The following is a 20,399-nucleotide window of genomic DNA, read 5'->3' as shown; positions in this document are numbered from 1 at the left end:
AACTTGGGCGTTGACCATCCTGATCGCGAGTATCGGCACTGCGGGCGCCTATTGGTTGACCGCGCGTCAATCCGCACGCGAGGCGGCTGAACGTTCGCTCGCCTCGGTCACCCAACTCACGTCCGCGGCCGACGCGGCAATCAGAGCCGCGCCAGGCGATGCGCATGCCTTGTTCGCCAGTTCGCTCGACAATCTGGCGGGCCAGAGCGTCAAACTCAGCCAGTACAAAGGCAAGACCCTGATCGTGAATTTCTGGGCAAGCTGGTGCCCGCCCTGCATTGCGGAAATGCCCGAGTTGTCGCGCTTCTACAAGGATCATGCCGGCAAGGGCGTCGAAATGGTGGGCATTGCAATCGATAATCCAACTTCAGTCCGCCACTTCCTGAAAGAACACAACGTCAGCTACCCTGTCCTGCTGGGCGGCATGGGTGGCGCGGACTTGAGCATCAAGCTTGGCGACAGCCAAGGGGGCCTGCCGTTCACGGTTGTCATTGCGCCGAATGGCAAGATCGTCTACCAAAAACTGGGGCAGACCTCGTACACTGAGTTACAAGATCATTTGCCTGGAAAACCATCATAAATCGCATTAATTTGGCTCGAAAGCATGAATTCTCCACGCATCCTGGTGTTGCACGGCCCGAACCTGAATCTGCTGGGAACGCGTGAGCCCGAGGTCTACGGCCATATCACGCTGCCCGACATCGACCAGGGCCTGGCCACGTTGGGCAGGGAACTCGGGTTGGACGTGCAAGTTTTCCAGAGCAACCATGAAGGCGCCTTGATCGACCGTCTGCATGCTGCACGCGCCGATGGCACCTGCTTCGTCATCATCAATCCTGCTGCCTACACCCATACCAGCGTGGCCCTGCGAGATGCGCTGGCGGCCATCGACAAACCTTTCGTCGAGGTGCATCTGTCGAACGTCTACCGCCGTGAAAGCTTTCGCCACCAGTCCTATTTCTCAAGCCTCGCCGAGGCTGTGATCAGTGGTTGCGGTGCGCTGGGCTACAGCCTTGCGCTGCGCTACGCTGCTGACAAGTTGTCGGCAAAAGCCTGAATTTGGTAGGATTCCGATCCCAATTCGCCACAAATCACAGCGACACCATGGATTTGCGCAAACTCAAGACCCTTGTCGACCTCGTCTCGGAATCGAACATTTCGGAACTCGAAATCACCGAGGCTGAAGGCAAGGTTCGCATCGTCAAAACGCCGCCGGTTCTTGCCCAACAGGCCCCGGTGCAGTACATCGCCGCACCCATGTCCGCACAACAGGGCGCCCCCATGGCACCTGCCACCGGCATCGCCGAAGCGGCAGCGTCTGTGCCCCCTGCGCCCAGCGGCAAATTGATCAAATCGCCCATGGTCGGCACCTTCTACCGCTCCTCCGCGCCGGGCGCCAAGCCGTTCGTCGAAGTGGGCGACACGGTGAAGCAAGGGCAGGCGGTATGCATCGTCGAGGCGATGAAAATTCTCAACGAAATCGAGTCGGACATCGACGGCGTGGTCAAGGAAATCCTGGTCGACAACGGCCAGGCAGTCGAGTACGGCCAGCCTTTGTTCGTGCTTGAGTGATGTCGGTGTTGTCGGCACCCGCTGAACCTTGCCGTACAGCTCGCCCCCACGGGGCTTTTTTCTTGCATGCCAACGCGTCACGCTGAGGCCGAAGCCACCATGTTCAAAAAAATCCTGATCGCCAATCGCGGTGAAATCGCGCTGCGCATTCAGCGTGCCTGCCGTGAACTGGGCATCAAGACCGTGATGGTCTATTCCGAAGCCGACCGAGACGCGAAATACGTCAAATTGGCCGACGAAGCCGTGTGCATCGGCCCGCCCCCCTCCGGCCTGAGCTATCTGAACATGCCGGCCATCATCTCCGCCGCGGAAGTGACCGACGCCGAGGCCATCCATCCCGGCTACGGTTTCCTCTCCGAGAACGCGGATTTCGCCGAGCGCGTGGAGCGCTCGGGCTTCACCTTCATCGGCCCGCGACCCGATTCCATTCGCCTAATGGGCGACAAGGTCTCGGCCAAGCAGGCCATGATCAAGGCTGGCGTGCCTTGCGTACCCGGATCGGAAGGCGAGTTGCCCGACGACCCGCGCGAGATCACGCGCATGGCGCGTGCCACCGGCTATCCCGTCATCATCAAGGCGGCGGGCGGCGGCGGTGGGCGTGGCATGCGCGTGGTGCATACCGAAGCCGCGCTGCTCAACGCCGTGGCCACGACCAAGGCGGAGGCGCAAGCCGCCTTCGGCAATGCCGCGGTGTACATGGAGAAATTCCTCACCAACCCGCGCCATATCGAAATTCAGGTGATGGCCGACGAACATGGCAACGCGCTGTGGCTGGGCGAGCGCGACTGCTCGATGCAGCGCCGTCACCAGAAGGTGCTGGAAGAGGCTCCGGCGCCGGGCATCGCGCGCAAACTGATCGAGCGCATCGGCGCGCGTTGTGCCGATGCCTGCCGGAAAATCAGCTATCGCGGCGCCGGCACCTTCGAGTTTCTCTACGAGAACGGCGAGTTCTATTTCATCGAGATGAACACCCGCGTGCAGGTGGAGCATCCCGTCACCGAGCTCACCACCGGGGTGGATATCGTGGTGCAGCAAATTCTGGTCGCGGCGGGCGAAAAGCTCACGCTGCGCCAGCGCAGCATCGTGGTCAATGGCCACGCCATCGAGTGCCGCATCAATGCCGAAGATGCCGTGAAGTTCACGCCCAGTCCCGGGCGCATCACCACCTGGCATATGCCGGGCGGGCCAGGCGTGCGGGTGGATTCGCATGTCTACGCCGGCTATTTCGTGCCGCCGAACTACGATTCGATGATTGCCAAGATCATCGTCCATGGCGCCACGCGCGAACAAGCCCTGGCGCGCATGCGCACGGCCTTGTCGGAAATGGTGGTGGACGGCATTGCCACCAATATCCCACTGCACCGCGAACTCCTGGTGGACGCACGCTTCCTGGAAGGCGGCACCAATATCCACTATCTGGAAGAGTACATGGCGGCCCGCCACGGCTAAGGTCACGGCCCCGGGCCGTTGCCCACGGTTTCCCTCCTCTCCAACCGCTCCTGCCATGGCCTACCGTGAAGTCACCATCCCCGCCGACGACACCCAGGCCGAGGCCCTTTCCGACGCGCTCATGGAACACGGCGCCCTGAGCGTCGCGGTGGAAGACCAGGAAGCCGGCACCGCAACGGAACAAGCGCTGTTCGGCGAACCCGGCATGCCCACGCCCCGCGAGGCCTGGCAGCACAACCTCGTGCGCGCCCTGTTCAACTCCGAAGCCGATGCCGATTCAGCCTTGCTGGCCCTGCTGGGCGATGGTTTGTTGGCCGATTTGCGGGGTGTGCAACAGGCCGAAATCCACGACCAGGACTGGGTGCGCCTGACCCAGTCGCAATTCCAGCCCGTGTGCATCGAGAACCGCATGTGGATCGTGCCGAGCTGGCACAGCGCGCCAGCCGGTGCGCAGTTGGTCATCCAGCTCGATCCGGGGCTGGCCTTCGGCACCGGCACCCACCCCACCACCCAGCTCTGCCTGGGCTGGCTGGTGCGACAAGCACCCCTCGCGGGGTTGGATGTGCTGGACTACGGCTGCGGCTCCGGCATCCTGGCCATTGCCGCCGCGCAACTGGACGCGCAGTCGGTCAGCGCCGTGGACATCGACCCTGCCGCCGTGAGCGCCAGCCAGGCGAACGCCGCAAGCAACGGCGTGGCGCTGGCGCATTGTTGCCATGTCGACGAACTCCCCGCGCAGCACTTCGACGTGGTGCTGGCGAACATTCTGGCCGCGCCGCTGCGCCTGCTCGCCCCGATGCTGGCAGCGCGTGCCAGGCCCGGAGGCTGGCTGGTGCTTTCGGGCATTCTCAGCCGACAAGCCGACGTACTCATCGCCGCCTACGCGCCGCACGCACGCCTGCAAGTGCATGCCGAACGCGACGGCTGGGTCTGCCTGGCGGGCACCACGCACGCCACGTTGAGCGCGGCGCCGGCGTGAGGGCGGCGCACCTGCCCGAAACGCGTCCTGCGGGCAGGCGTGTTACCTGCCCGCTGCTGTTTTTATACTGAGCGCCCATGCCTCTCGCCACTCGCTGCCCGCATTGCGGCACCGCTTTCAAGCTGGTGCGCGACCAGTTGCTCCTGCGCCAGGGCTGGGTGCGCTGCGGCCGTTGCGGCGAAGCCTTCAACGCGGCCGATCATGCGTTCGAGCATGCCTTTGAGCGGCCCCATGCCGTACCCGCGGGCCCCGAGCCTGCAGCGGAACTTCGGCCCACGGCGCCCTCGCCAACGCCGGCTGAGGCTGAGGCGCTCCCGAACGCCGAGACGGTTGTGTCCCCGGCAGCGGCGGCCCAGCCGTCCATCGGCGCGGCCTACCACGCCGCCATCACTGCAGCCTTGCCGGCGCAAGCAATCCCCGTGCGTCCTGGCGTGGAGATCACCAGCAGATCGCCCTGGCAAAGCGGTGCCTTCGCTGACTCGGTTCCCGTCCCAGCCTTTTTTGTCTCCGCCGATCCCGCACGGCCCGACACGGATGACCGGACGCCGGTTCCACAGGCTGCGCCCCAGGCAAGCGAACACGAAACAGTTGCTGAACCCCTCGCCATACCTGAAGACCTCATCCAGGCGGAACAGGACGAAGAGGACGGACAACAGCAGATCGAGGCTGCGGCCGAAGAGTCGCTGGAGCTGCCCTCAACGCCGGGCCCAGATGACGCAGCTTGGGCAGAACACGAAGTTTTTCCGGCCATTGAACAGGCGCAAACGCCAAGCAGCACGGCAGCCCTGGACGCGGCACCCGAAGCCGGCGCCGCGCCCGATCATCCGGGCGGGATCGAAGGCTCAGACGACGAGGAGCTTGCCAGCTTCTCGGCCGAAGCCGAGGCGGCATTGCGAAACGATGGCGCAGCAGCCGGCGCACCCCCGCCGCCCGCGCCATTCGAAGAGTTGCTGCGCGCCGCCAAGGAAGAGGCCCTACTCGCAGCAGCCGATCGAGCACCCGAGGCAGCACGCCACGGTGCAAGGTTCGAACTGGAGCCCTTGGCCGACAAAACCGACGCGCAGGCCGCAGCAGGCGCAGGGGAAACGGACTCGCGCTTCGACCTCGGCGCCGTGTTGCACTACGAATTCGGGCCCGACACCGGAGCCGGAACGGAAATGGGAGCCGAGACTCGGGAACCTGAACCATCCCTGGATGCCGTGACGCCCCATGCCGATGGAGCCGCGGCTGCCCAGCCCTTCATGTCGGATGCGCTGGCGAGCGCCGCGCCCAATCTTCTTGATGGCGTCGTGGCCGAACCCGGGTTCCTGCGCCAGGCGCGCGCGCAGGAACGTTGGCAGCAGCCTGGCGTGCGTGCCGGTCTGGCTGTGGTGGCCATGCTGCTCATCGTCATGGGTGGCGCGCAAGCGGCTTGGACCTGGCGCGACGCACTGGCCGCGAATTGGCCGCAAACCCGTCCCGTGCTGGTGCGGCTCTGCGCCGTGGCCGGCTGCAGCTTGACGGCACCGCGCAGGCCACGCAGCCTGGTGATCGACACCTCGTCCATGTCACCGGGGAGTGATGGGCTGCTGCAGCTCGACGCATCGCTGCGCAACCGCAGCGGCGAGGCCGTCGCCTACCCTGCGCTGGAACTCACACTGACGGGAACGCAGGATCAGATCGTGGTGCGCAAAGTCATTCAGCCTGCGCAATACCTGGCCACCGGCAAGCTGGCAAACGATGCCGCCGCCCTGCAGCAACGGGTGCGACGGGGCCTGGCTGCCGACGCCGAGCTGCGCATTCAACTCAAGCTGCAATTGCGCAAGGACGAAGCCAGCGGCTACACCCTGTACGCCTTCTATCCCTGAGGACGCCCACCTGCCTCGCCATGCCCGGCAGTCGCGACACCGTGCGCCGTCAGATTCGCGCGAGGTCGTCGAGCGCGGCGAGATAAGCCGGGCTGCGCATCAGCGCATCCCAAGGTTGCGGCGGACGCGAGGCCAGCAGGGCCAGGCGTCGCGGCTCGCTGGCTGCATCGGCCTGCCATTGCCCGCTGACGAGCGCCTGCTGCAAACCTCGCAGCACCGCGTCGATCGGGCCCCCCTGGTCCACCTGACTCTGGTTGCACAACAAGGCAAGGTCGCAGCCGGCGTTCAGCGCCTGGACCACGGCGGAGGTGTCGTCATCCGCCTGGGCGCGCGCGCCCTGCATGCTCAGGTCGTCGCTGATGATGGCACCGTCGAAACCGAGTTGGCCGCGCAGAATGTCTTGCAACCAGCGCGGGCTGAAGCCCGCCGGGTTGGCATCCACCTTGGGGTAGATCACATGGGCCGGCATCACCGCCTGCAGGCCGTGGCGCAGCCAGCCATAAGGCGCGGCGTCGTGCTGCAGGATGTTGCGCAGGCTGCGCGTGTCGCGCGGCGCATCGACATGCGAATCCGCCTGCGCCCAGCCGTGGCCCGGGAAATGCTTGGCGCAATGCGCCAGGCCGGCGCGTTGCAGGCCGGCCATCAAGCCTTGCGCCAGCAGGCTGACGACGCGCGCATCGGCATGGAATGCGCGGCTGCCGATCACACCCGAACGCCCCCAGTCCAGATCGAGCACGGGCGTGAAGCTCAGGTCCACGCCGCAGGCACGCAACTCGGCCCCCAGCACCAGGCCACAGGCGCCAGCCACCTGCACCGCAGTCATGGCATCGCGCATCCACAAGCGGCCGAGTTCGGCCATGGCCGGCAGCAATGTGAAGCCGCCTTCACGGAAACGCTGCACGCGGCCACCTTCATGGTCGACCGCCACCAACAGATCGGCACGGACGGCCTTGATGCTGGCAACCAGGGCGACGAGTTGCTCGCGCGAAGCCCAGTTGCGGGTGAACAGGATGACGCCGCCGACCAGCGTGTTTTTCAGACGTCTGCGCTCATGGGGAGCGAGCGTGGTGCCGGCGATATCGATGATGAAAGGGGCTGTGTGCATGCTGTTTGAAAAGATGGAGGGTTCAATTCGGAAGGGAGACTTCGGCAATGACAAAGGCCACGGCGGTGAGCACTTCGTCGGATACGGACACATGAAAACGTAGCTGCCGCGCCGCGCACCAGACAGCGAGTTCGCCATGCAGAACCATGCTTGGGCGCCCTCCGGTGGCGTTCAGAATTTCGCAAGCGCGCCAGGTCATGGGCATGTGGATGCCCAGGCCGATAGCCTTGGAAAACGCCTCTTTGGCGGCGAAGCGCGTGGCCAGATAACGCTCCCCGCGCGCCGGTGCCCGCGCGTGTCGCTGGCCGAAGACTTCGAGTTCCTGCTGGCCCAGAATGCGCTCGGCGAAGCGCTGGCCGTGGCGTTTCCAGGCGCTGCGGATGCGACCGATCTCGCAGACGTCGGTGCCGATGCCGTAGATGCTGCTCATCGCGATGCGGCTGCGGCGCGCGCCAAGCTGGCACGCACGATGGCCGCCTTGAAATCGCGCACCGACTGCTCCATGCCGACGAACAGCGCGTGGCCCACCAGCGCATGGCCAATGTGCAGTTCGCTCACCTCGGGCATGGCGGCAATGCTGCCGGTGCTGGACAGCGTGAGCCCATGCCCCGCATGGGTTTGCAGGCCAAGTGCGCGCGCCGCGGCCATACCCTGTTGCAGGCGTTCAAGCTCGTGCTGCGCAAGGGCTGCATCGCCCGCCTCGCAGGCATTGGCGTAGGCGCCGGTGTGCAATTCCACACAGGGCGCACCGGCGCGGGCCGAAGCCTCGATTTGCGCGCGGCTGGCTTCGATGAACAGGGAAACCTGGCAGCCAGCGGCCGCCAATCGGGCGCAGACGCCCTGCACGCGATGAAACTGGCCAGCGACATCGAGCCCGCCTTCGGTGGTGATTTCCTGACGGCGTTCAGGCACGAGGCAGACGTTCTCGGGCTGGACTTGTTCGATGATGCCCAGCATCTCATCGGTCACCGCGGCCTCGAAGTTCAGCGCCACCCCGATCTCCGCCTTGATGCGCTGCACGTCCGCGTCGCGGATATGGCGGCGGTCTTCGCGCAGATGGAAGGTGATGATGTCGGCACCGCCATCCACGGCCGCGCGGGCGGCAAGCACAGGGTCTGGATGGCTGCCGCCGCGGGCATTGCGCAAGGTTGCGATGTGGTCGATATTCACACCCAGCAAGGGGCCTGACACTGCGGCGAAAACGTGGGGATTCATAGCTGGTGGAGGTCGATCAGCAACTGCCGAGTGCGCAGCGGCTGGGTGCCGAGATGATAGTGAAGCAGTTCGCGCATCAGCGTCTTGGCGGCACGCGCCGCACCGGCTTGCGCCCAGTCGCCCGACTCCATCGCCAGCAACTGCGCCCCCAGGTAAAGGCCGCCCCCAAGCCGGGCCGAATCAAGCTCGGCATGGGAACCGTCCGTGGGCTTGGTGGGCAGCACCCCGAGTTGCGGGTCCACGGTGTAATAGGCATCGGCGCGCACCGGCTGGTCCGATTGGCTTTCACGGTCGAGCGGCGGGAGATAGCCCAACTCGCGCAGCAGGCTGATCTCGAAGCGCCGCAGCATGGGCTCGACACCCGCCGTCAAGCCACGCGGGTCTGCACCCAGTTGCATCACGGCGGCGTGGTAGGCGTCGAACAAGGTCTCGTGCGCGTCCTCGCGCGCGAGCAGGCGCACCAGCAATTCGTTGAAGTAAAAACCGCACAACAGGGGCAGCCCGGCCAGCGGCGCCACGCCTCCGCTCCAGTCCGCACGGGTGAGCGTGCGCACCTCGCCGCGCCCGCTCCAGCTTGCGGCAAAGGGCTGAAACCCCAGCAGCACCGTGCGCAGTTGCGAAGTTGGCCGCTTCGCCCCTTTGGCCACCAGCGCCAGGCGACCGTGATGGCGGCTGAACACGTCGAGAATCAGGCTGGTTTCCTTCCACGGGTGCGCGTGCAGCACATAGGCGGGCTCGTCATGCGCCCGCTCGATGCGCCCGCGTGGGCGGGGCTTGTGCGGTGTTGTCCCGATTGGAGTGGCGGCAGCGTTCAACTCCGCCTGGGGTGCGGCGGGCAAGGCGTGCGGCAAAAGCAACGGGTCCATGAAGCAGGTCGCTGGCGTTGAATCCGGTCAGGCTCTGGCACGCGCGAACGAAGCGGCTGAACGCATGGCGCCAGGCTAGTCTTCGTAGCCGAAAGCGCGTACGGCGCGCTGGTCGTCGGCCCAGCCTGAGCGTGTTTTCACCCACACCTCCAGGAACACAGGGGCGTCGAACAGGCGCTGCATTTCCATGCGAGCTTCCGTGGAAATCCGTTTGAGCCGTTCGCCTGCAGCACCGATGACCATGGCCTTATGGCCGTCGCGCTCGACCACGATGGCGGCGGCGATGCGGCGCAGATCACCCTCCTGTTCGAAGCGCTCGATCAGGACCGCGCTGGTGTACGGCAACTCGTCCCCGGTCAGGCGGAACAGTTTTTCGCGCAGAATTTCGGCGGCGAGAAAACGCTCGCTGCGATCGGTGAGGGCGTCGGCGTCATAGCCCCATTCGCCTTCGGGAAGATAGGGCGCAATGATGGCCAGGAGGCGCTTCGCATCGGCCGGTTTGCGCGCCGACAGCGGCACGATCTCGGCCAGATTTTTGTGAGCGCCAAGGCCTTGCAGCCAAGGCAGCAGCTTCTCGCGGGATTGCACGCGGTCGAGCTTGTTGGCCACGAGGATGACGGGCTTGCCGGGTGGAATCAACGCGCCCACGCGCTCATCCTCGGGGCCGAGTTGCCCAGCTTCGATCACCCACAAGACCACATCCACCTCGGCCAGCGCCGCTGTCACGGTGCGGTTCATCGCACGGTTGAGCGCGCGCGTGTGGCGCACCTGAAAGCCGGGCGTGTCGACGAAGGCGAACTGCACCGAACCCTCGGTGTGCAGACCCAGCAGGCGGTGGCGCGTGGTCTGCGCCTTGTCGGAAGTGATGCTGAGTTTTTGCCCGATCAGGCTGTTGAGCAGGGTCGACTTGCCCACGTTCGGCCGCCCGACGATGGCGACGGTGCCGAAGCGCCTGGGCAGCGGCGGGATGACGGCGTCGGGTTGCATGCTGGTGTCACTCACGGTTTGGGCGGCGCGCCGGGACGGCAAGGCTTGCGCCCGGAGGGAATCTCTGACTGCAGGCGCTCGATCATCTGCTCCGCTGCCTGTTGCTCGGCTGCGCGTCGGCTGCCGCCGTCGCCCTGGGTACGCAAGTCCAGTTCGGCCACTTCGCACTGCACCTGGAAATGCTGCAGATGGGCCGGGCCGCTGGTGGCTGTGACGACATAGACCGGCACCTTCAATTTTCGACCTTGCAGGATTTCCTGCAGGCGCGTCTTCGCATCCTTGGCGCTGGCCTGGGTATCGAGGTTGCGCAGACGGTCGCGGAACAGTCGCTCGGCCAGGTCTTGCGCCGCGGCGAAGCCACCATCCAGGAACACGGCGCCCATCACGGCCTCCAGCGCATCGGCCAAGATGGACGGGCGCATGCTGCCGCCGCTGCGCAACTCGCCTTCGCCCAACAGCAGACAGGCGCCTAAGCCGAGTTCTTGCGCCAGACCGGCCAAGGTTTCTTCACGCACCAGGCTGGCTCGCCAATACGAGAGGTTGCCCTCGCTGGCCTGGCCATCGCCATACAGCAACGACGCAATGGCCAGGTTGAGCACGGAGTCCCCGATGAACTCAAGCCGCTCATTGTTGTGCGCGCCGTGGCTGCGGTGGGTCAGTGCCTGACGCAGCAGTGCCGGATCGCGAAACGCGTAGTGCAGGCGCGCTTGCAGGTCAGCGTCGGACGACATGCGTTGGGGCCCGTGCTTGCGTTGCCGGAAAACCTCGCCCGGTGCCAGCTTGGGTGCAGCAATCAGTTGGAATGCCCTGCGAACTTCAGCAGCAGATAAGCTGGGCCGAACAGGTGGATTTCCTTGTTGTAGGCATAGGAAACAACCACGCGGCCGTTCACTTTGGTGATGTCGAGATCCTTGCCGGACACCATGCTGATGTAGTCGACCGAGGCCGTCTTATCGAATGAGGTGCGGATATCGCCCACCGTCGGCCCAGCCTTGGCAGCCTTGTCCACCGCATTTTGCACGGCGAAAGACTCCTGCACCGCAGGCACGGCCTGCATGCCGACCACCACCAGGAAGGCAATGATCGCCCCCCAGAAGATCAGGCCAATCAGGGTGATGCCACGTTGTTTTGAAGCACGGGTCATATCAACCACCTTATTGGAAAAACATTGCCAAACACCACGGAGCGGTCAATGAATGGGGCCGATATTCTTCAGCCCGCCAAAATTCATCCAGACAAAAAAGGCCTTGCCCACAATATTGCGCTCGGGCACGAAGCCCCAGTAACGCGAATCCAGTGAATTATCGCGGTTGTCGCCCATGACGAAATACATGCCGGGTGGAACCTTGCAGACAAAGCCTTCGGCGTTGTAATGGCAGTTGCCGCGATGAGGGAAATTGTCGGGGCCGCCGATGACATAGGTCGGCGCTTGCGGATTGATGAGAATGCGGTGTTCGGTTTTGCCCAGCATCTCCTGGTACTGCTGGTAATACACCATGGAGCGGGGATCGAACCACTCGCCATCGGCCTTCTCGGCGACCGGCACGCCATTGATGACCAGATGCTTGTTCTCATACGACACCGTATCGCCCGGCGTGCCGACGATGCGCTTGATGTAGTCGATGGCTGGATCTTTTGGCAGGCGAAACACGATGACATTGCCGCGCTGCGGACTTTCGCCGGGGGTGATGCGCTCGTGCACCAAGGGCAGACGCAGGCCGTAGATGAATTTGTTCACCAGGATCAGGTCGCCCGGCACCAGCGTGGGCTCCATCGACCCGGATGGAATTTTGAACGGCTCGGCCACGAAGGAGCGCAGCAGGAAGACGAAGGCAATGACAGGGAACAGCCCGGCCGTCCATTCCAGCCACCAGGGCTGGCGCAACAGGCGTTCGCGGGTGGCAAGGATTTGCTCGTCGCTCAGGCTGGCGTCGGGGGCGATGCCCTGCTTGTGCAACTCGTCGCGGCGTGCGCGCAGCCCTGTGGATGCAGCATTGGCGGCGGCGATGCGCTGGCGGGAAAAACGAAATTTCTCGGCAATCCAGAAAACGCCGGTGACCAGCAGGAGGATGAAGAGAAGGAGGGTGAAATTAACGGCCGGTGCTTCCATGTGAACAGGGTGTGTGCTTTAGTTTTCGACTTTGAGAATGGCCAGAAACGCTTCCTGAGGGACTTCGACAGTGCCGATTTGTTTCATGCGTTTTTTGCCGGCTTTTTGTTTTTCCAGCAGTTTGCGTTTGCGCGAAATATCGCCGCCATAGCACTTGGCCAGCACGTTCTTGCGCAGGGCTTTGATTGTCTCACGCGCAATGATGTTCGCCCCGATCGACGCCTGCAGGGCCACGTCGAACATCTGGCGCGGAATGAGCTCGCGCATTTTTGCCGTGACCTCGCGCCCGCGGTACTGGCTTTGGGCGCGGTGCACGATGAGCGAGAGGGCGTCGACCCGCTCGCCGTTGATCAGGATATCGACCTTCACCACGTCGGCGGCGCGATATTCGAGGAAGTGGTAATCCATCGACGCATAGCCGCGCGAGATGGATTTGAGCTTGTCGAAAAAGTCGAGCACGATTTCGGCCAACGGCATCTCGTACGTGAGTTGTACCTGGCGGCCCATGTAGGCCATGTTTTTCTGTGCGCCACGTTTGACGTTGCACAGCGTCATGACCGGACCCACATAGTCTTGCGGCATGAACAACTTGACGGTCACGATGGGCTCGAGGATCTGCTCGATGCGCCCAACCTCGGGCATGCGCGACGGGTTATCCACGGTCAGCTCCGTGCCGTCGCGCAACTGCACCTTGTAGACCACCGAAGGTGCGGTGGTGATGAGATCCATGTCGTACTCGCGCTCCAGGCGCTCCTGCACGATGTCCATGTGCAGCAGCCCGAGGAATCCGCAGCGGAAACCGAAGCCCAGCGCCGACGAGACCTCCGGCTCGAACTGCAGCGCGGCATCGTTGAGCTGCAACTTTTCCAGCGCGTCGCGCAGCGCCTCGTACTGGTTCGACTCCACCGGGAACAAACCGGCGAACACCTGCGGCTGGACCTCCTTGAAGCCCGGCAGCGCGGCTGCGGCCGGACGCTGTGCCAAAGTGACGGTGTCGCCCACGCGCGCGCCCTTGAGCTCCTTGATGGCGGCGATGATGAAGCCCACCTCGCCCGCCTCCAACTGCTGACGCGCCAATGACTTGGGCGTGAACACGCCAAGTTGTTCGCATTGATACTGCGCGCCGGTGGCCATCAACTGGATTTTGTCGCGCAACTTGAGCACACCGTCGACCACGCGCACCAGCATCACCACGCCGACATAACTGTCGTACCAGGAGTCGATCACCAGCGCCTTGAGCGGCGCGTCTGGGTCGCCCTTCGGCGCCGGTATGCGGGCAATGACGGCCTCCAGGATGTCGTCGATGCCCATGCCGGTCTTGGCGCTGGCCAGCAAGGCGTCGGAGGCGTCGATGCCGATCACTTCTTCGATCTCCCGGCGCGCACCTTCCGGGTCGGCCTGCGGCAAATCCATCTTGTTGAGCACGGGCACCACTTCCACGCCCAGTTCGATCGCGGTGTAGCAGTTGGCCACGGTCTGCGCTTCCACGCCCTGGCTGGCATCCACCACCAGCAGCGCGCCCTCGCAGGCCGACAGCGAGCGACTGACCTCATAGCTGAAGTCCACATGCCCAGGCGTGTCGATGAGGTTGAGCCGGTAGGTCTGACCGTCGCGCGCCTTGTAGGACAGGGCCGCGGTCTGCGCCTTGATGGTGATGCCGCGCTCGCGCTCCAGGTCCATGGAATCAAGCACCTGGTTATCCATTTCGCGGTCGGACAAGCCGCCGCAACGCTGAATCAGCCGGTCTGCAAGGGTCGACTTGCCGTGGTCAATATGGGCAATGATGGAAAAATTGCGGATCAGTTGCATGCGCTCTCGGTTCGACTCGCAGACGGCCTGCGCTCGGGTTGGCCCTGCGTCCCAGCGACCGCAACAAAGGGCAGCAAGACTCGCGGACCACTGGGGTTTGCGGGGTGGAGCAGGCCAAAAAAAAGGCGCGGCATTCAGGTCGCGCCTACCAACAAAAACTGTTTGGCAACTGCTTGTTGGACCTCTATTTTAAGCGCGGCGGAGGCTCCGGCCAGGCGAAGATCGGGCCATTCCCGGTGAAATTTGCATCGAATCTTGAGATGAAACGACTATATAGATTATAAAATCCATATTTCTGAAAAAATTAGCTGAAAATCAAGCGAAAATGGAATGGAGATCAATAATCATTCCCCGACTGCCTTGGGCCGAATCAGAATGAATTGCGCCGCATCGCCACGACGCACCAGCAGTGCAACCGGTTTGCCGGCGGGCAAGGTGGCCGCCAGATCCCTGAACTGCTTGGCGCTGGTGATTTCAACATTGTTCATCGTCGTCACCACATCGCCCACACGCAAGCCGTCACGTCCGGCCGAAGCTTGCACGGCCTCGACCAACACGCCGGACTTCACTCCCAACTCCTTTTTCTGCGCGTCGTTCAGATCAACCACTGCCACGCCGATGGGGCTCTTCTCGGCGCCCGACTTCAGGGCGGGCGTGGGTTTCTCGCTGGCCGTTTTTGTTTCCTTGGCCCATTCGCTCACGGTCACTTGCAGGGTGCGCTCGGCACCGCGACGGAACACCTGCATCGGCACACGGGTACCGGGTTTGACCTCGCCGACGATGCGGGGCAGGTCGGTTGCGCGCTCGATGGTTTTACCGTCGAACCTGGTGATGATGTCGCCCGCCTGAGCCCCTGCCTTGTCGGCTGCGCCGCCCGCTTCCACACTGCGCACCAGCGCGCCTATGGGTTTGCCCAGGCCGATGGACTCGGCGAGTTCGCGGCTGACGCTGTCGATCGCCACGCCGATCTTGCCGCGCACGACAAAGCCTGTGGTTTTGAGTTGATCGACCACGCGGATCGCCTCGTCGATCGGAATGGCGAAGGAGATGCCCATGAAGCCACCGGTGCGGCTGTAGATCTGCGAGTTGATGCCGATGACCTGACCCTGCATATTGATCAGCGGCCCACCCGAATTGCCCGGATTCACGGCGACATCGGTCTGGATGAAGGGGGTGTAGTCGCCGGTGTCGCGCCCCTTGGCGCTGACGATGCCGGCGGTCACGGTGTTCTCCAAGCCGAACGGCGAACCGATGGCCACCACCCATTCACCGACCTTGATCCTCTTCGAGTCGCCAATGCTCACAGCGGGCAGATTCTTGGCGTCGATCTTCACCACCGCCACATCGGTGCGCTTGTCAGCGCCGATCAACTTCGCCTTGAACTCGCGCTTGTCGGTGAGTGTGACCATGATCTCATCGGCACCATCCACCACGTGAGCGTTCGTCATCACATAGCCGTCGGCACTCAGAATGAAGCCCGAACCCACGCCGGTGGGTTTTTCTTCGCCCTCGCCCTTCGGCGCGGAACCGCCGCCGGGAGGCGCAGCGGGCGGCACGGGAACACCGAAGAATCGGCGCAGGAATTCACGCGTCTGGTCATCCATCTGCGGCCCCTGATCTGCCGAGACCTTTTTGAAGGTGCGGATGTTGACGACGGAGGGGCCGACCTTTTCGACCAGCCCCGTGAAGTCCGGCAGGCCACACGTGCCCGGGCAGTTCGCTGCAGCGACCGGGGCGGCAACAGCCGTGGCGCCGATGGGGGCAAGCATGCCGAGACTCAGGGCAACGGCAAAGGCAACAGCGGTGAAACGTGTGTCCACAAAAGACTCCATCACAAGTAGGTGCAGGTGGATAACCGAGCGCACAGCATATACCATGCGTCAAAATGCAACCTATTGTGAATGAAGCCGTCTCTCAGTGAAGTTGCTTCAGCGAATCGGCAAAAAGCTGAAGGGTTTTTGCCGGAACCGCCCCGATCACAATGACCGACCATGCACCCTTGCGAGCGAGCAGCGCGTTGGTATCGCCCATGTGCAGACTGGCACCCGCCTGCTGCGAATCTGCGCTGGGGCCGGCAAACAGCGAAACCGAAGCCAAGCCGTCACTGAACAGCCACTGCGTGACCTCTGCCGGCTTGCCATGCAGCATGAGACGGCGCTTGTAAATGCCCACGGACTCGAAGCCGGGAATCGGTTGACTCAAGCCCCAGCCTTGCGCCTGGGGCGTGCTCAGGCTGGCACGCATATGCTCGATCTGATAGCCAGAGGTGCCTTGCAGTGCCTTGGAAACCAAGTCGGGCCTGGGCTTGGGGTTGAGGTCGAGTTGGGTAAACGCCACCTGGTCGAGTACCTTGCCCTGATCATTCAGCGTTTGCGCCTTCACCAGCAGGCCCGATCTCCGCTCGGTCCAAAGCCGGTAGCCGTAACGCAAATCGTCCCGCGGGATGATGCGCGTGACGTCGCAAACATAGCCGGCGCAGCGCTCATGTCCCTCTTGTTTGAGTTTGTAGTGCGTTGCATAGTCCGCATGCGGCGTCTTCAGCATGCGGGGAAAACTGTAGTCGGTGTGGTGATCCTCGACCACGATCAGGCGGGCATCGGGCAAAATCGTCCGAGTCTCGGCGTTGTGGCACACCAGGATGCGGCGCTGGCCGTCGAGGGTTTCCACACGCTCAAGGGTGTTGCCATGCACCACATAGTGGTCGATCGTTGAAGTCACGATGCGGCCGCCGGATTGCACCACGAAAACGCCCGAGTAATTGCGGTCCTTCGCTGCCTGGCTGACGCGCTGCAACCAGGATTGCAAGGAGGCTTCCTGATGCTGGGGCTTGGGGTGCGAGCCGCTCGCCGAGGCTGCAGCGTCGCCCTTTTGCGCAGGATTGAGCGGCAGCGCCGCGGCCTGGGTTCCAGCGCCTGCCGCAAGGTCTTGCCTGGCAGTGGCCGAGGCGATGGCGGGGATCAGCCACAGCGCGCAGCACGCCGCGGCGCATTGCATCCGGGTTCGCGAGAAACCTCGCGAGAAGCGCGCCATCGGCTTAATGCGTAAGGGCCACACGGAAATCCGCTTCATGAATGCCGGCTGGGGTATAGGGCAGCACGCTCCCGGCCAGTTGTTGATGGGCCATCAGATATTGCGCCCAGATGGCGGGCATCTGGCCCCCCATCTTGTCGACGACCGGGATTTGCCCAGGCTGCGCATGCAGCGCGATGTGCTGCGGCGCAGCCGCTTGTTCCGGCAATCCGACGGGCGCTTGCGCGGCCATCTGCGCAGGCTGCCGGATAGGCAAGGATGGCAAGGACGAGAAGGTCACCAAGGCCACAGTCGCCACGCTCGCAACGGCTGCGCCCGCCGCCGCCCAGCGCGCGCGCGGTCGTTTGGGCTGTTGCGCAAGAGCCTGAGCAGCTGGGGAGAATTGCACCGGTTCCTGACGCAGCCGCTCGGAAAAACGCTGCAGAAAGACCTGCTCCCGCTGCAGTGGCGCGAGTTCGGAGGAGCGCAGCAAATCGCCAATCTGGTGGTATTGCAGCCAAGCCTGTCGCGCCTCGGCGTCGGCGGCTAACGCGTGCCAAACAGCGTCATGCCGTCCTGCGCCTGACGCGTGCTCATCCGCACCCGCCTCCCCATCCATCAGCGCGGATATGCGCGCTTGCATCGCCGCTTCATTCATGTCCGATGACTCCATCACAACACTCCAGATATAGCGTGGCTGCTCATGCCTCACCACCGCTCGCCCGATTTGGTGCCCAGCAAAGGGCGAAGTTGCCTGGCAATGGCCTCGCGCGCCCGGAAAATGCGCGAGCGCACGGTGCCGACCGGGCAACTCATGGCCTGCGCAATATCCTCGTAACTCAGGCCTTCGATTTCGCGCAAGGCGATGGCTGTGCGCAAATCCTCCGGCAACGCATCCATGGCAGCATTGACTGTTCTGGCAATTTCCCGGCTCGCCAACACGGCTTCCGGGGTTTCCATGTCACTTAGTTGCTCGCCGGAAACAAAAGTTTCGCCATCGTCAGAAATGGTGGATGACTCGCGGATGACGGGGTCGCGCGCGCTGTCGGCAATGGCTTTCTTCGCCGTATTGACGGCAATGCGATAAAGCCAGGTGTAGAACTGGCTGTCGCCACGGAACTGGCCGATGGCGCGGTAGGCGCGCAGAAAGGTTTCTTGCGACACGTCTTCGGCCAAGGCCGAGTCGCGGATGAAGCGTGAGATGAGCCGGAAAATGCGGCGCTGGTATTTGGCCACCAGCAACTCGAAGGCTTTCTGGTCGCCAGCCTGAACTCGCTGGACCAGCAACTGATCGGGCGTCGGCTCCACGAGAGCTGTCACAACGCCAGCCGGGTCCGTAGCTCTCGCCAGGCAGTCGGGGAAATGTCGGATGACACGGGAAGCACCACACGACCCTGCGCGCTCGTCCCCAACACCAGGAGTTGGCCGGGCAGGCTCAAGCCTCGAACTTCGGCAAGATCCCGCTGCTGGCTACCTTGCAGCAATTTCCAGCCGCTGGCGCCGTGTACCAAGGTGAACGCACGCGTTTTCCAGTAGGGAAATTGGGCCGCCAGCACCAGAAGGAATACTGCCAGGGACAAACCGCCCATGACTCCAACCTCACTATGCCCACGCCATTGCCAGACATTCCAGACGGCGGCCAGCGCGACGGCGAGATCGAACCCAGTGAGCAGTGCATGCCAGCGGGCGAAGCGCTCCACATGGAGCTGAAATTGTGCTGTAGCCTTCATGGCGGAGCTTGGCCGGAATCAGACGCGGCGGAAGACCAGCGAACCGTTGGTTCCGCCGAAGCCGAAGTTGTTCTTGAGCGCGTATTCGATCGGCATCTGGCGTGCCGTGTTGGCACAGTAGTCCAGGTCGCAGTCTGGATCCGGCGTCTGCAAGTTGATGGTGGGTGGTGAGATTTGGTGGTGCAGTGCCAAGACTGTGAACAACGACTCCAAACCACCAGCGCCACCCAGCAAGTGTCCGGTCATAGACTTGGTGGAATTGACCACGAGCTTGTGGGCATGGGCGCCGAACGCTGCCTTGATGGCATCGGTCTCGTTCTTGTCGCCAAGCGGAGTGGATGTGCCATGCGCGTTGAGGTATTGCACCTGATCCACGGCAATCTCGGCATTGCGCATGGCGGCCAACATGCATTGGCGCGGTCCGTCGACATTGGGTGCAGTGATGTGGTGCGCGTCGCCGCTCATGCCGAAGCCGACGAGCTCGGCATAGATCTTGGCGCCGCGCTGGGTAGCGTGTTCCCAGGCTTCGAGCACCATGACGCCGGCGCCCTCACCGAGGACGAAACCGTCACGGTCTTTGTCCCAGGGGCGGCTGGCCGCGGTGGGGTCGTCATTGCGCGTGGACAGGGCCCGGGCCGAAGCGAAGCCGCCGATTCCCAAGGGACAGACGGTGGCTTCGGAGCCGCCCGCCACCATGGCATCGGCATCGCCACCCTCGATGAGTCGTGCGGCCAGGCCGATGGCATGCAAGCCGGTGGTGCAGGCCGTGACCACGGAAAGATTGGGGCCCCTGAATCCATATTCGATGGACACATGGCCGGAAATCATGTTGATGATGGAAGCCGGGACGAAAAACGGCGAAATGCGCCGCGCGCCTCGGTCGATGAAATCTTGGTGAGTCTGCTCGATCATGGGCAGACCGCCGATGCCCGAGCCCACCAAAACGCCGACACGCTCGGGGTCCAGGCCGGCATCGGCCAAACCGCTGTCGCGCACGGCCTGCATGGAGGCCGCCACGCCATAGTGGATGAAGGTGTCCATATGGCGCGCTTCCTTCACCGGGATGTAGGCGCCGATGTCGAAGTCGCGCACCTCGCCGGCGATTTGCGCCGAGAACGTCGAGGCGTCGAACTTGGTGATGCGTCCGATGCCGGACTTGCCGGCAACCAGATTGCCCCAGGCGACTTCAACCGTGTTGCCAATTGGAGAGATGGCGCCCAGGCCGGTGATGGCGATACGTCGACGCAGACTCATGGGGAAAGGGGTCGCAAGGCGGGATCAGGAATCGGAAGTGCTGGCAGCCGTGGCGGCTGCACAGCCGTGAAAGCTCAGGCCGCGAATTTAGGCCTCAAATTTCAGTGCGACTCGGCAAGCAAACGCAAGAGCCAGCCGCGACGGGTACGGCAGAACGCCGAGTCGGACGGACGGCTCAGGCTTTGTGGTGTTGCTTGGCGTAGTCAACGGCCAATTGCACGGTGGTGATTTTTTCGGCGTCTTCATCGGGGATCTCGATGCCGAATTCATCTTCCAGCGCCATCACGAGTTCCACGGTGTCGAGCGAGTCAGCGCCCAGGTCGTTGACGAAGGATTTCTCATTCGTGACCTGATCTTCAGCCACCCCGAGTTGCTCGGCAATAATTTTTTTGACGCGCTGTTCAATATCACTCATGTAATTCTCCAGAAAAAAGGCAATCGAATTCTAGCAATCCGGATGACGGCAT

The 20,399-nt window shown here is 63.4% G+C and carries 22 protein-coding genes; 6 read left to right on the top strand and 16 right to left on the bottom strand.

Annotation, left to right across the window (positions count from 1 at the left end; all coding sequences use genetic code 11):
- Positions 1–10: 10 nt before the first annotated feature.
- From THIX_RS07185 to THIX_RS07160, 6 genes are all read left to right on the top strand, one after another.
- Positions 11–580: a TlpA disulfide reductase family protein gene (locus THIX_RS07185; RefSeq protein ID WP_233224441.1), complete on the top strand. Its 570-nt coding sequence runs from the start codon at positions 11–13 to the stop codon at positions 578–580.
- A gap of 24 nt (positions 581–604) precedes the next feature.
- On the top strand, positions 605–1,057 hold the full coding sequence (gene aroQ, locus THIX_RS07180) for a type II 3-dehydroquinate dehydratase (RefSeq protein WP_112485683.1): 453 nt from the start codon (positions 605–607) through the stop codon (positions 1,055–1,057).
- Between the two features lie 47 nt (positions 1,058–1,104).
- Entirely contained in the window at positions 1,105–1,572 is a 468-nt protein-coding gene (accB, locus tag THIX_RS07175) for an acetyl-CoA carboxylase biotin carboxyl carrier protein (protein WP_112485682.1), read from the top strand.
- Between the two features lie 99 nt (positions 1,573–1,671).
- Complete coding sequence (gene accC, locus THIX_RS07170) at positions 1,672–3,021, top strand: acetyl-CoA carboxylase biotin carboxylase subunit (RefSeq protein WP_112488229.1); 1,350 nt, start codon at positions 1,672–1,674, stop codon at positions 3,019–3,021.
- Between the two features lie 55 nt (positions 3,022–3,076).
- On the top strand, positions 3,077–4,000 hold the full coding sequence (gene prmA, locus THIX_RS07165; RefSeq protein WP_112485681.1) for a 50S ribosomal protein L11 methyltransferase: 924 nt from the start codon (positions 3,077–3,079) through the stop codon (positions 3,998–4,000).
- A 77-nt stretch (positions 4,001–4,077) separates the two neighbouring features.
- Entirely contained in the window at positions 4,078–5,847 is a 1,770-nt protein-coding gene (locus THIX_RS07160; RefSeq protein WP_112485680.1) for a DUF3426 domain-containing protein, read from the top strand.
- A 49-nt stretch (positions 5,848–5,896) separates the two neighbouring features.
- On the opposite strand, the gene nagZ is transcribed toward THIX_RS07160, so the two are convergent.
- The 16 genes from nagZ to acpP all read right to left on the bottom strand — a co-directional run bounded on the left by nagZ (position 5,897) and on the right by acpP (position 20,347).
- Positions 5,897–6,952: a beta-N-acetylhexosaminidase gene (nagZ, locus tag THIX_RS07155; protein WP_112485679.1), complete on the bottom strand. Its 1,056-nt coding sequence runs from the start codon at positions 6,950–6,952 to the stop codon at positions 5,897–5,899.
- 22 nt (positions 6,953–6,974) lie between these two features.
- Positions 6,975–7,382, bottom strand: a complete 408-nt coding sequence (acpS, locus tag THIX_RS07150) for a holo-ACP synthase (protein ID WP_112485678.1) — start codon at positions 7,380–7,382, stop codon at positions 6,975–6,977.
- Positions 7,379–8,167 (bottom strand): pyridoxine 5'-phosphate synthase, encoded by a 789-nt coding sequence (locus tag THIX_RS07145; protein ID WP_112485677.1) that lies wholly within the window; start codon positions 8,165–8,167, stop codon positions 7,379–7,381. The genes acpS and THIX_RS07145 overlap by 4 nt, the downstream gene beginning before the upstream one ends.
- Positions 8,164–9,033, bottom strand: a complete 870-nt coding sequence (gene recO, locus THIX_RS07140; RefSeq protein WP_112485676.1) for a DNA repair protein RecO — start codon at positions 9,031–9,033, stop codon at positions 8,164–8,166. Before recO ends, THIX_RS07145 begins: the two co-directional genes overlap by 4 nt.
- Before the next feature lie 75 nt (positions 9,034–9,108).
- On the bottom strand, positions 9,109–10,020 hold the full coding sequence (gene era, locus THIX_RS07135) for a GTPase Era (protein WP_112488228.1): 912 nt from the start codon (positions 10,018–10,020) through the stop codon (positions 9,109–9,111).
- Between the two features lie 11 nt (positions 10,021–10,031).
- On the bottom strand, positions 10,032–10,751 hold the full coding sequence (gene rnc / locus THIX_RS07130) for a ribonuclease III (RefSeq protein ID WP_112485675.1): 720 nt from the start codon (positions 10,749–10,751) through the stop codon (positions 10,032–10,034).
- Between the two features lie 62 nt (positions 10,752–10,813).
- The gene (locus THIX_RS07125; protein ID WP_112485674.1) at positions 10,814–11,164 is read right to left on the bottom strand and encodes a DUF4845 domain-containing protein; all 351 of its coding nucleotides are present in this window, start codon (positions 11,162–11,164) and stop codon (positions 10,814–10,816) included.
- A 45-nt stretch (positions 11,165–11,209) separates the two neighbouring features.
- Positions 11,210–12,130, bottom strand: coding sequence for a signal peptidase I (gene lepB / locus THIX_RS07120; protein WP_112485673.1), 921 nt, complete (start codon positions 12,128–12,130; stop codon positions 11,210–11,212).
- An 18-nt stretch (positions 12,131–12,148) separates the two neighbouring features.
- Positions 12,149–13,939, bottom strand: coding sequence for a translation elongation factor 4 (gene lepA / locus THIX_RS07115; protein WP_112485672.1), 1,791 nt, complete (start codon positions 13,937–13,939; stop codon positions 12,149–12,151).
- A gap of 344 nt (positions 13,940–14,283) precedes the next feature.
- Positions 14,284–15,771, bottom strand: a complete 1,488-nt coding sequence (locus THIX_RS07110; protein ID WP_371412882.1) for a Do family serine endopeptidase — start codon at positions 15,769–15,771, stop codon at positions 14,284–14,286.
- 82 nt (positions 15,772–15,853) lie between these two features.
- Entirely contained in the window at positions 15,854–17,008 is a 1,155-nt protein-coding gene (locus tag THIX_RS07105; protein WP_112485671.1) for a MucB/RseB C-terminal domain-containing protein, read from the bottom strand.
- Positions 16,974–17,606 (bottom strand): sigma-E factor negative regulatory protein, encoded by a 633-nt coding sequence (locus THIX_RS07100; protein WP_158540822.1) that lies wholly within the window; start codon positions 17,604–17,606, stop codon positions 16,974–16,976. The genes THIX_RS07105 and THIX_RS07100 overlap by 35 nt, the downstream gene beginning before the upstream one ends.
- A 50-nt stretch (positions 17,607–17,656) precedes the next feature.
- Complete coding sequence (gene rpoE / locus THIX_RS07095; protein WP_112485669.1) at positions 17,657–18,268, bottom strand: RNA polymerase sigma factor RpoE; 612 nt, start codon at positions 18,266–18,268, stop codon at positions 17,657–17,659.
- Complete coding sequence (locus THIX_RS07090) at positions 18,265–18,678, bottom strand: hypothetical protein (RefSeq protein WP_112485668.1); 414 nt, start codon at positions 18,676–18,678, stop codon at positions 18,265–18,267. The genes rpoE and THIX_RS07090 overlap by 4 nt, the downstream gene beginning before the upstream one ends.
- 18 nt (positions 18,679–18,696) lie before the next feature.
- Positions 18,697–19,932 (bottom strand): beta-ketoacyl-ACP synthase II, encoded by a 1,236-nt coding sequence (gene fabF / locus THIX_RS07085; protein ID WP_112485667.1) that lies wholly within the window; start codon positions 19,930–19,932, stop codon positions 18,697–18,699.
- A 175-nt stretch (positions 19,933–20,107) separates the two neighbouring features.
- On the bottom strand, positions 20,108–20,347 hold the full coding sequence (acpP, locus tag THIX_RS07080; protein WP_031407857.1) for an acyl carrier protein: 240 nt from the start codon (positions 20,345–20,347) through the stop codon (positions 20,108–20,110).
- Positions 20,348–20,399: the final 52 nt, after the last annotated feature.

It is taken from the genome of Thiomonas sp. X19 (assembly GCF_900089495.1).
In the GTDB taxonomy this organism is placed as follows: domain Bacteria; phylum Pseudomonadota; class Gammaproteobacteria; order Burkholderiales; family Burkholderiaceae_C; genus Thiomonas_A.
This window is presented reverse-complemented; position numbering and strand designations above follow the sequence as displayed.

Coding starts and splice junctions, on each gene's coding strand:
- nagZ (WP_112485679.1), bottom strand. CDS start 6,952: ATGCACACAGCCCCTTTCATCATCGATATCGCCGGCACCACGCTCGCT.
- rnc (WP_112485675.1), bottom strand. CDS start 10,751: ATGTCGTCCGACGCTGACCTGCAAGCGCGCCTGCACTACGCGTTTCGC.
- recO (WP_112485676.1), bottom strand. CDS start 9,033: ATGGACCCGTTGCTTTTGCCGCACGCCTTGCCCGCCGCACCCCAGGCG.
- lepA (WP_112485672.1), bottom strand. CDS start 13,939: ATGCAACTGATCCGCAATTTTTCCATCATTGCCCATATTGACCACGGC.
- THIX_RS07100 (WP_158540822.1), bottom strand. CDS start 17,606: ATGAATGAAGCGGCGATGCAAGCGCGCATATCCGCGCTGATGGATGGG.
- aroQ (WP_112485683.1), top strand. CDS start 605: ATGAATTCTCCACGCATCCTGGTGTTGCACGGCCCGAACCTGAATCTG.
- prmA (WP_112485681.1), top strand. CDS start 3,077: ATGGCCTACCGTGAAGTCACCATCCCCGCCGACGACACCCAGGCCGAG.
- THIX_RS07160 (WP_112485680.1), top strand. CDS start 4,078: ATGCCTCTCGCCACTCGCTGCCCGCATTGCGGCACCGCTTTCAAGCTG.
- accC (WP_112488229.1), top strand. CDS start 1,672: ATGTTCAAAAAAATCCTGATCGCCAATCGCGGTGAAATCGCGCTGCGC.
- fabF (WP_112485667.1), bottom strand. CDS start 19,932: ATGAGTCTGCGTCGACGTATCGCCATCACCGGCCTGGGCGCCATCTCT.
- accB (WP_112485682.1), top strand. CDS start 1,105: ATGGATTTGCGCAAACTCAAGACCCTTGTCGACCTCGTCTCGGAATCG.
- THIX_RS07125 (WP_112485674.1), bottom strand. CDS start 11,164: ATGACCCGTGCTTCAAAACAACGTGGCATCACCCTGATTGGCCTGATC.
- acpP (WP_031407857.1), bottom strand. CDS start 20,347: ATGAGTGATATTGAACAGCGCGTCAAAAAAATTATTGCCGAGCAACTC.
- THIX_RS07110 (WP_371412882.1), bottom strand. CDS start 15,771: ATGGAGTCTTTTGTGGACACACGTTTCACCGCTGTTGCCTTTGCCGTT.
- THIX_RS07145 (WP_112485677.1), bottom strand. CDS start 8,167: ATGAATCCCCACGTTTTCGCCGCAGTGTCAGGCCCCTTGCTGGGTGTG.
- THIX_RS07090 (WP_112485668.1), bottom strand. CDS start 18,678: ATGAAGGCTACAGCACAATTTCAGCTCCATGTGGAGCGCTTCGCCCGC.
- acpS (WP_112485678.1), bottom strand. CDS start 7,382: ATGAGCAGCATCTACGGCATCGGCACCGACGTCTGCGAGATCGGTCGC.
- lepB (WP_112485673.1), bottom strand. CDS start 12,130: ATGGAAGCACCGGCCGTTAATTTCACCCTCCTTCTCTTCATCCTCCTG.
- THIX_RS07105 (WP_112485671.1), bottom strand. CDS start 17,008: ATGAAGCGGATTTCCGTGTGGCCCTTACGCATTAAGCCGATGGCGCGC.
- era (WP_112488228.1), bottom strand. CDS start 10,020: ATGCAACCCGACGCCGTCATCCCGCCGCTGCCCAGGCGCTTCGGCACC.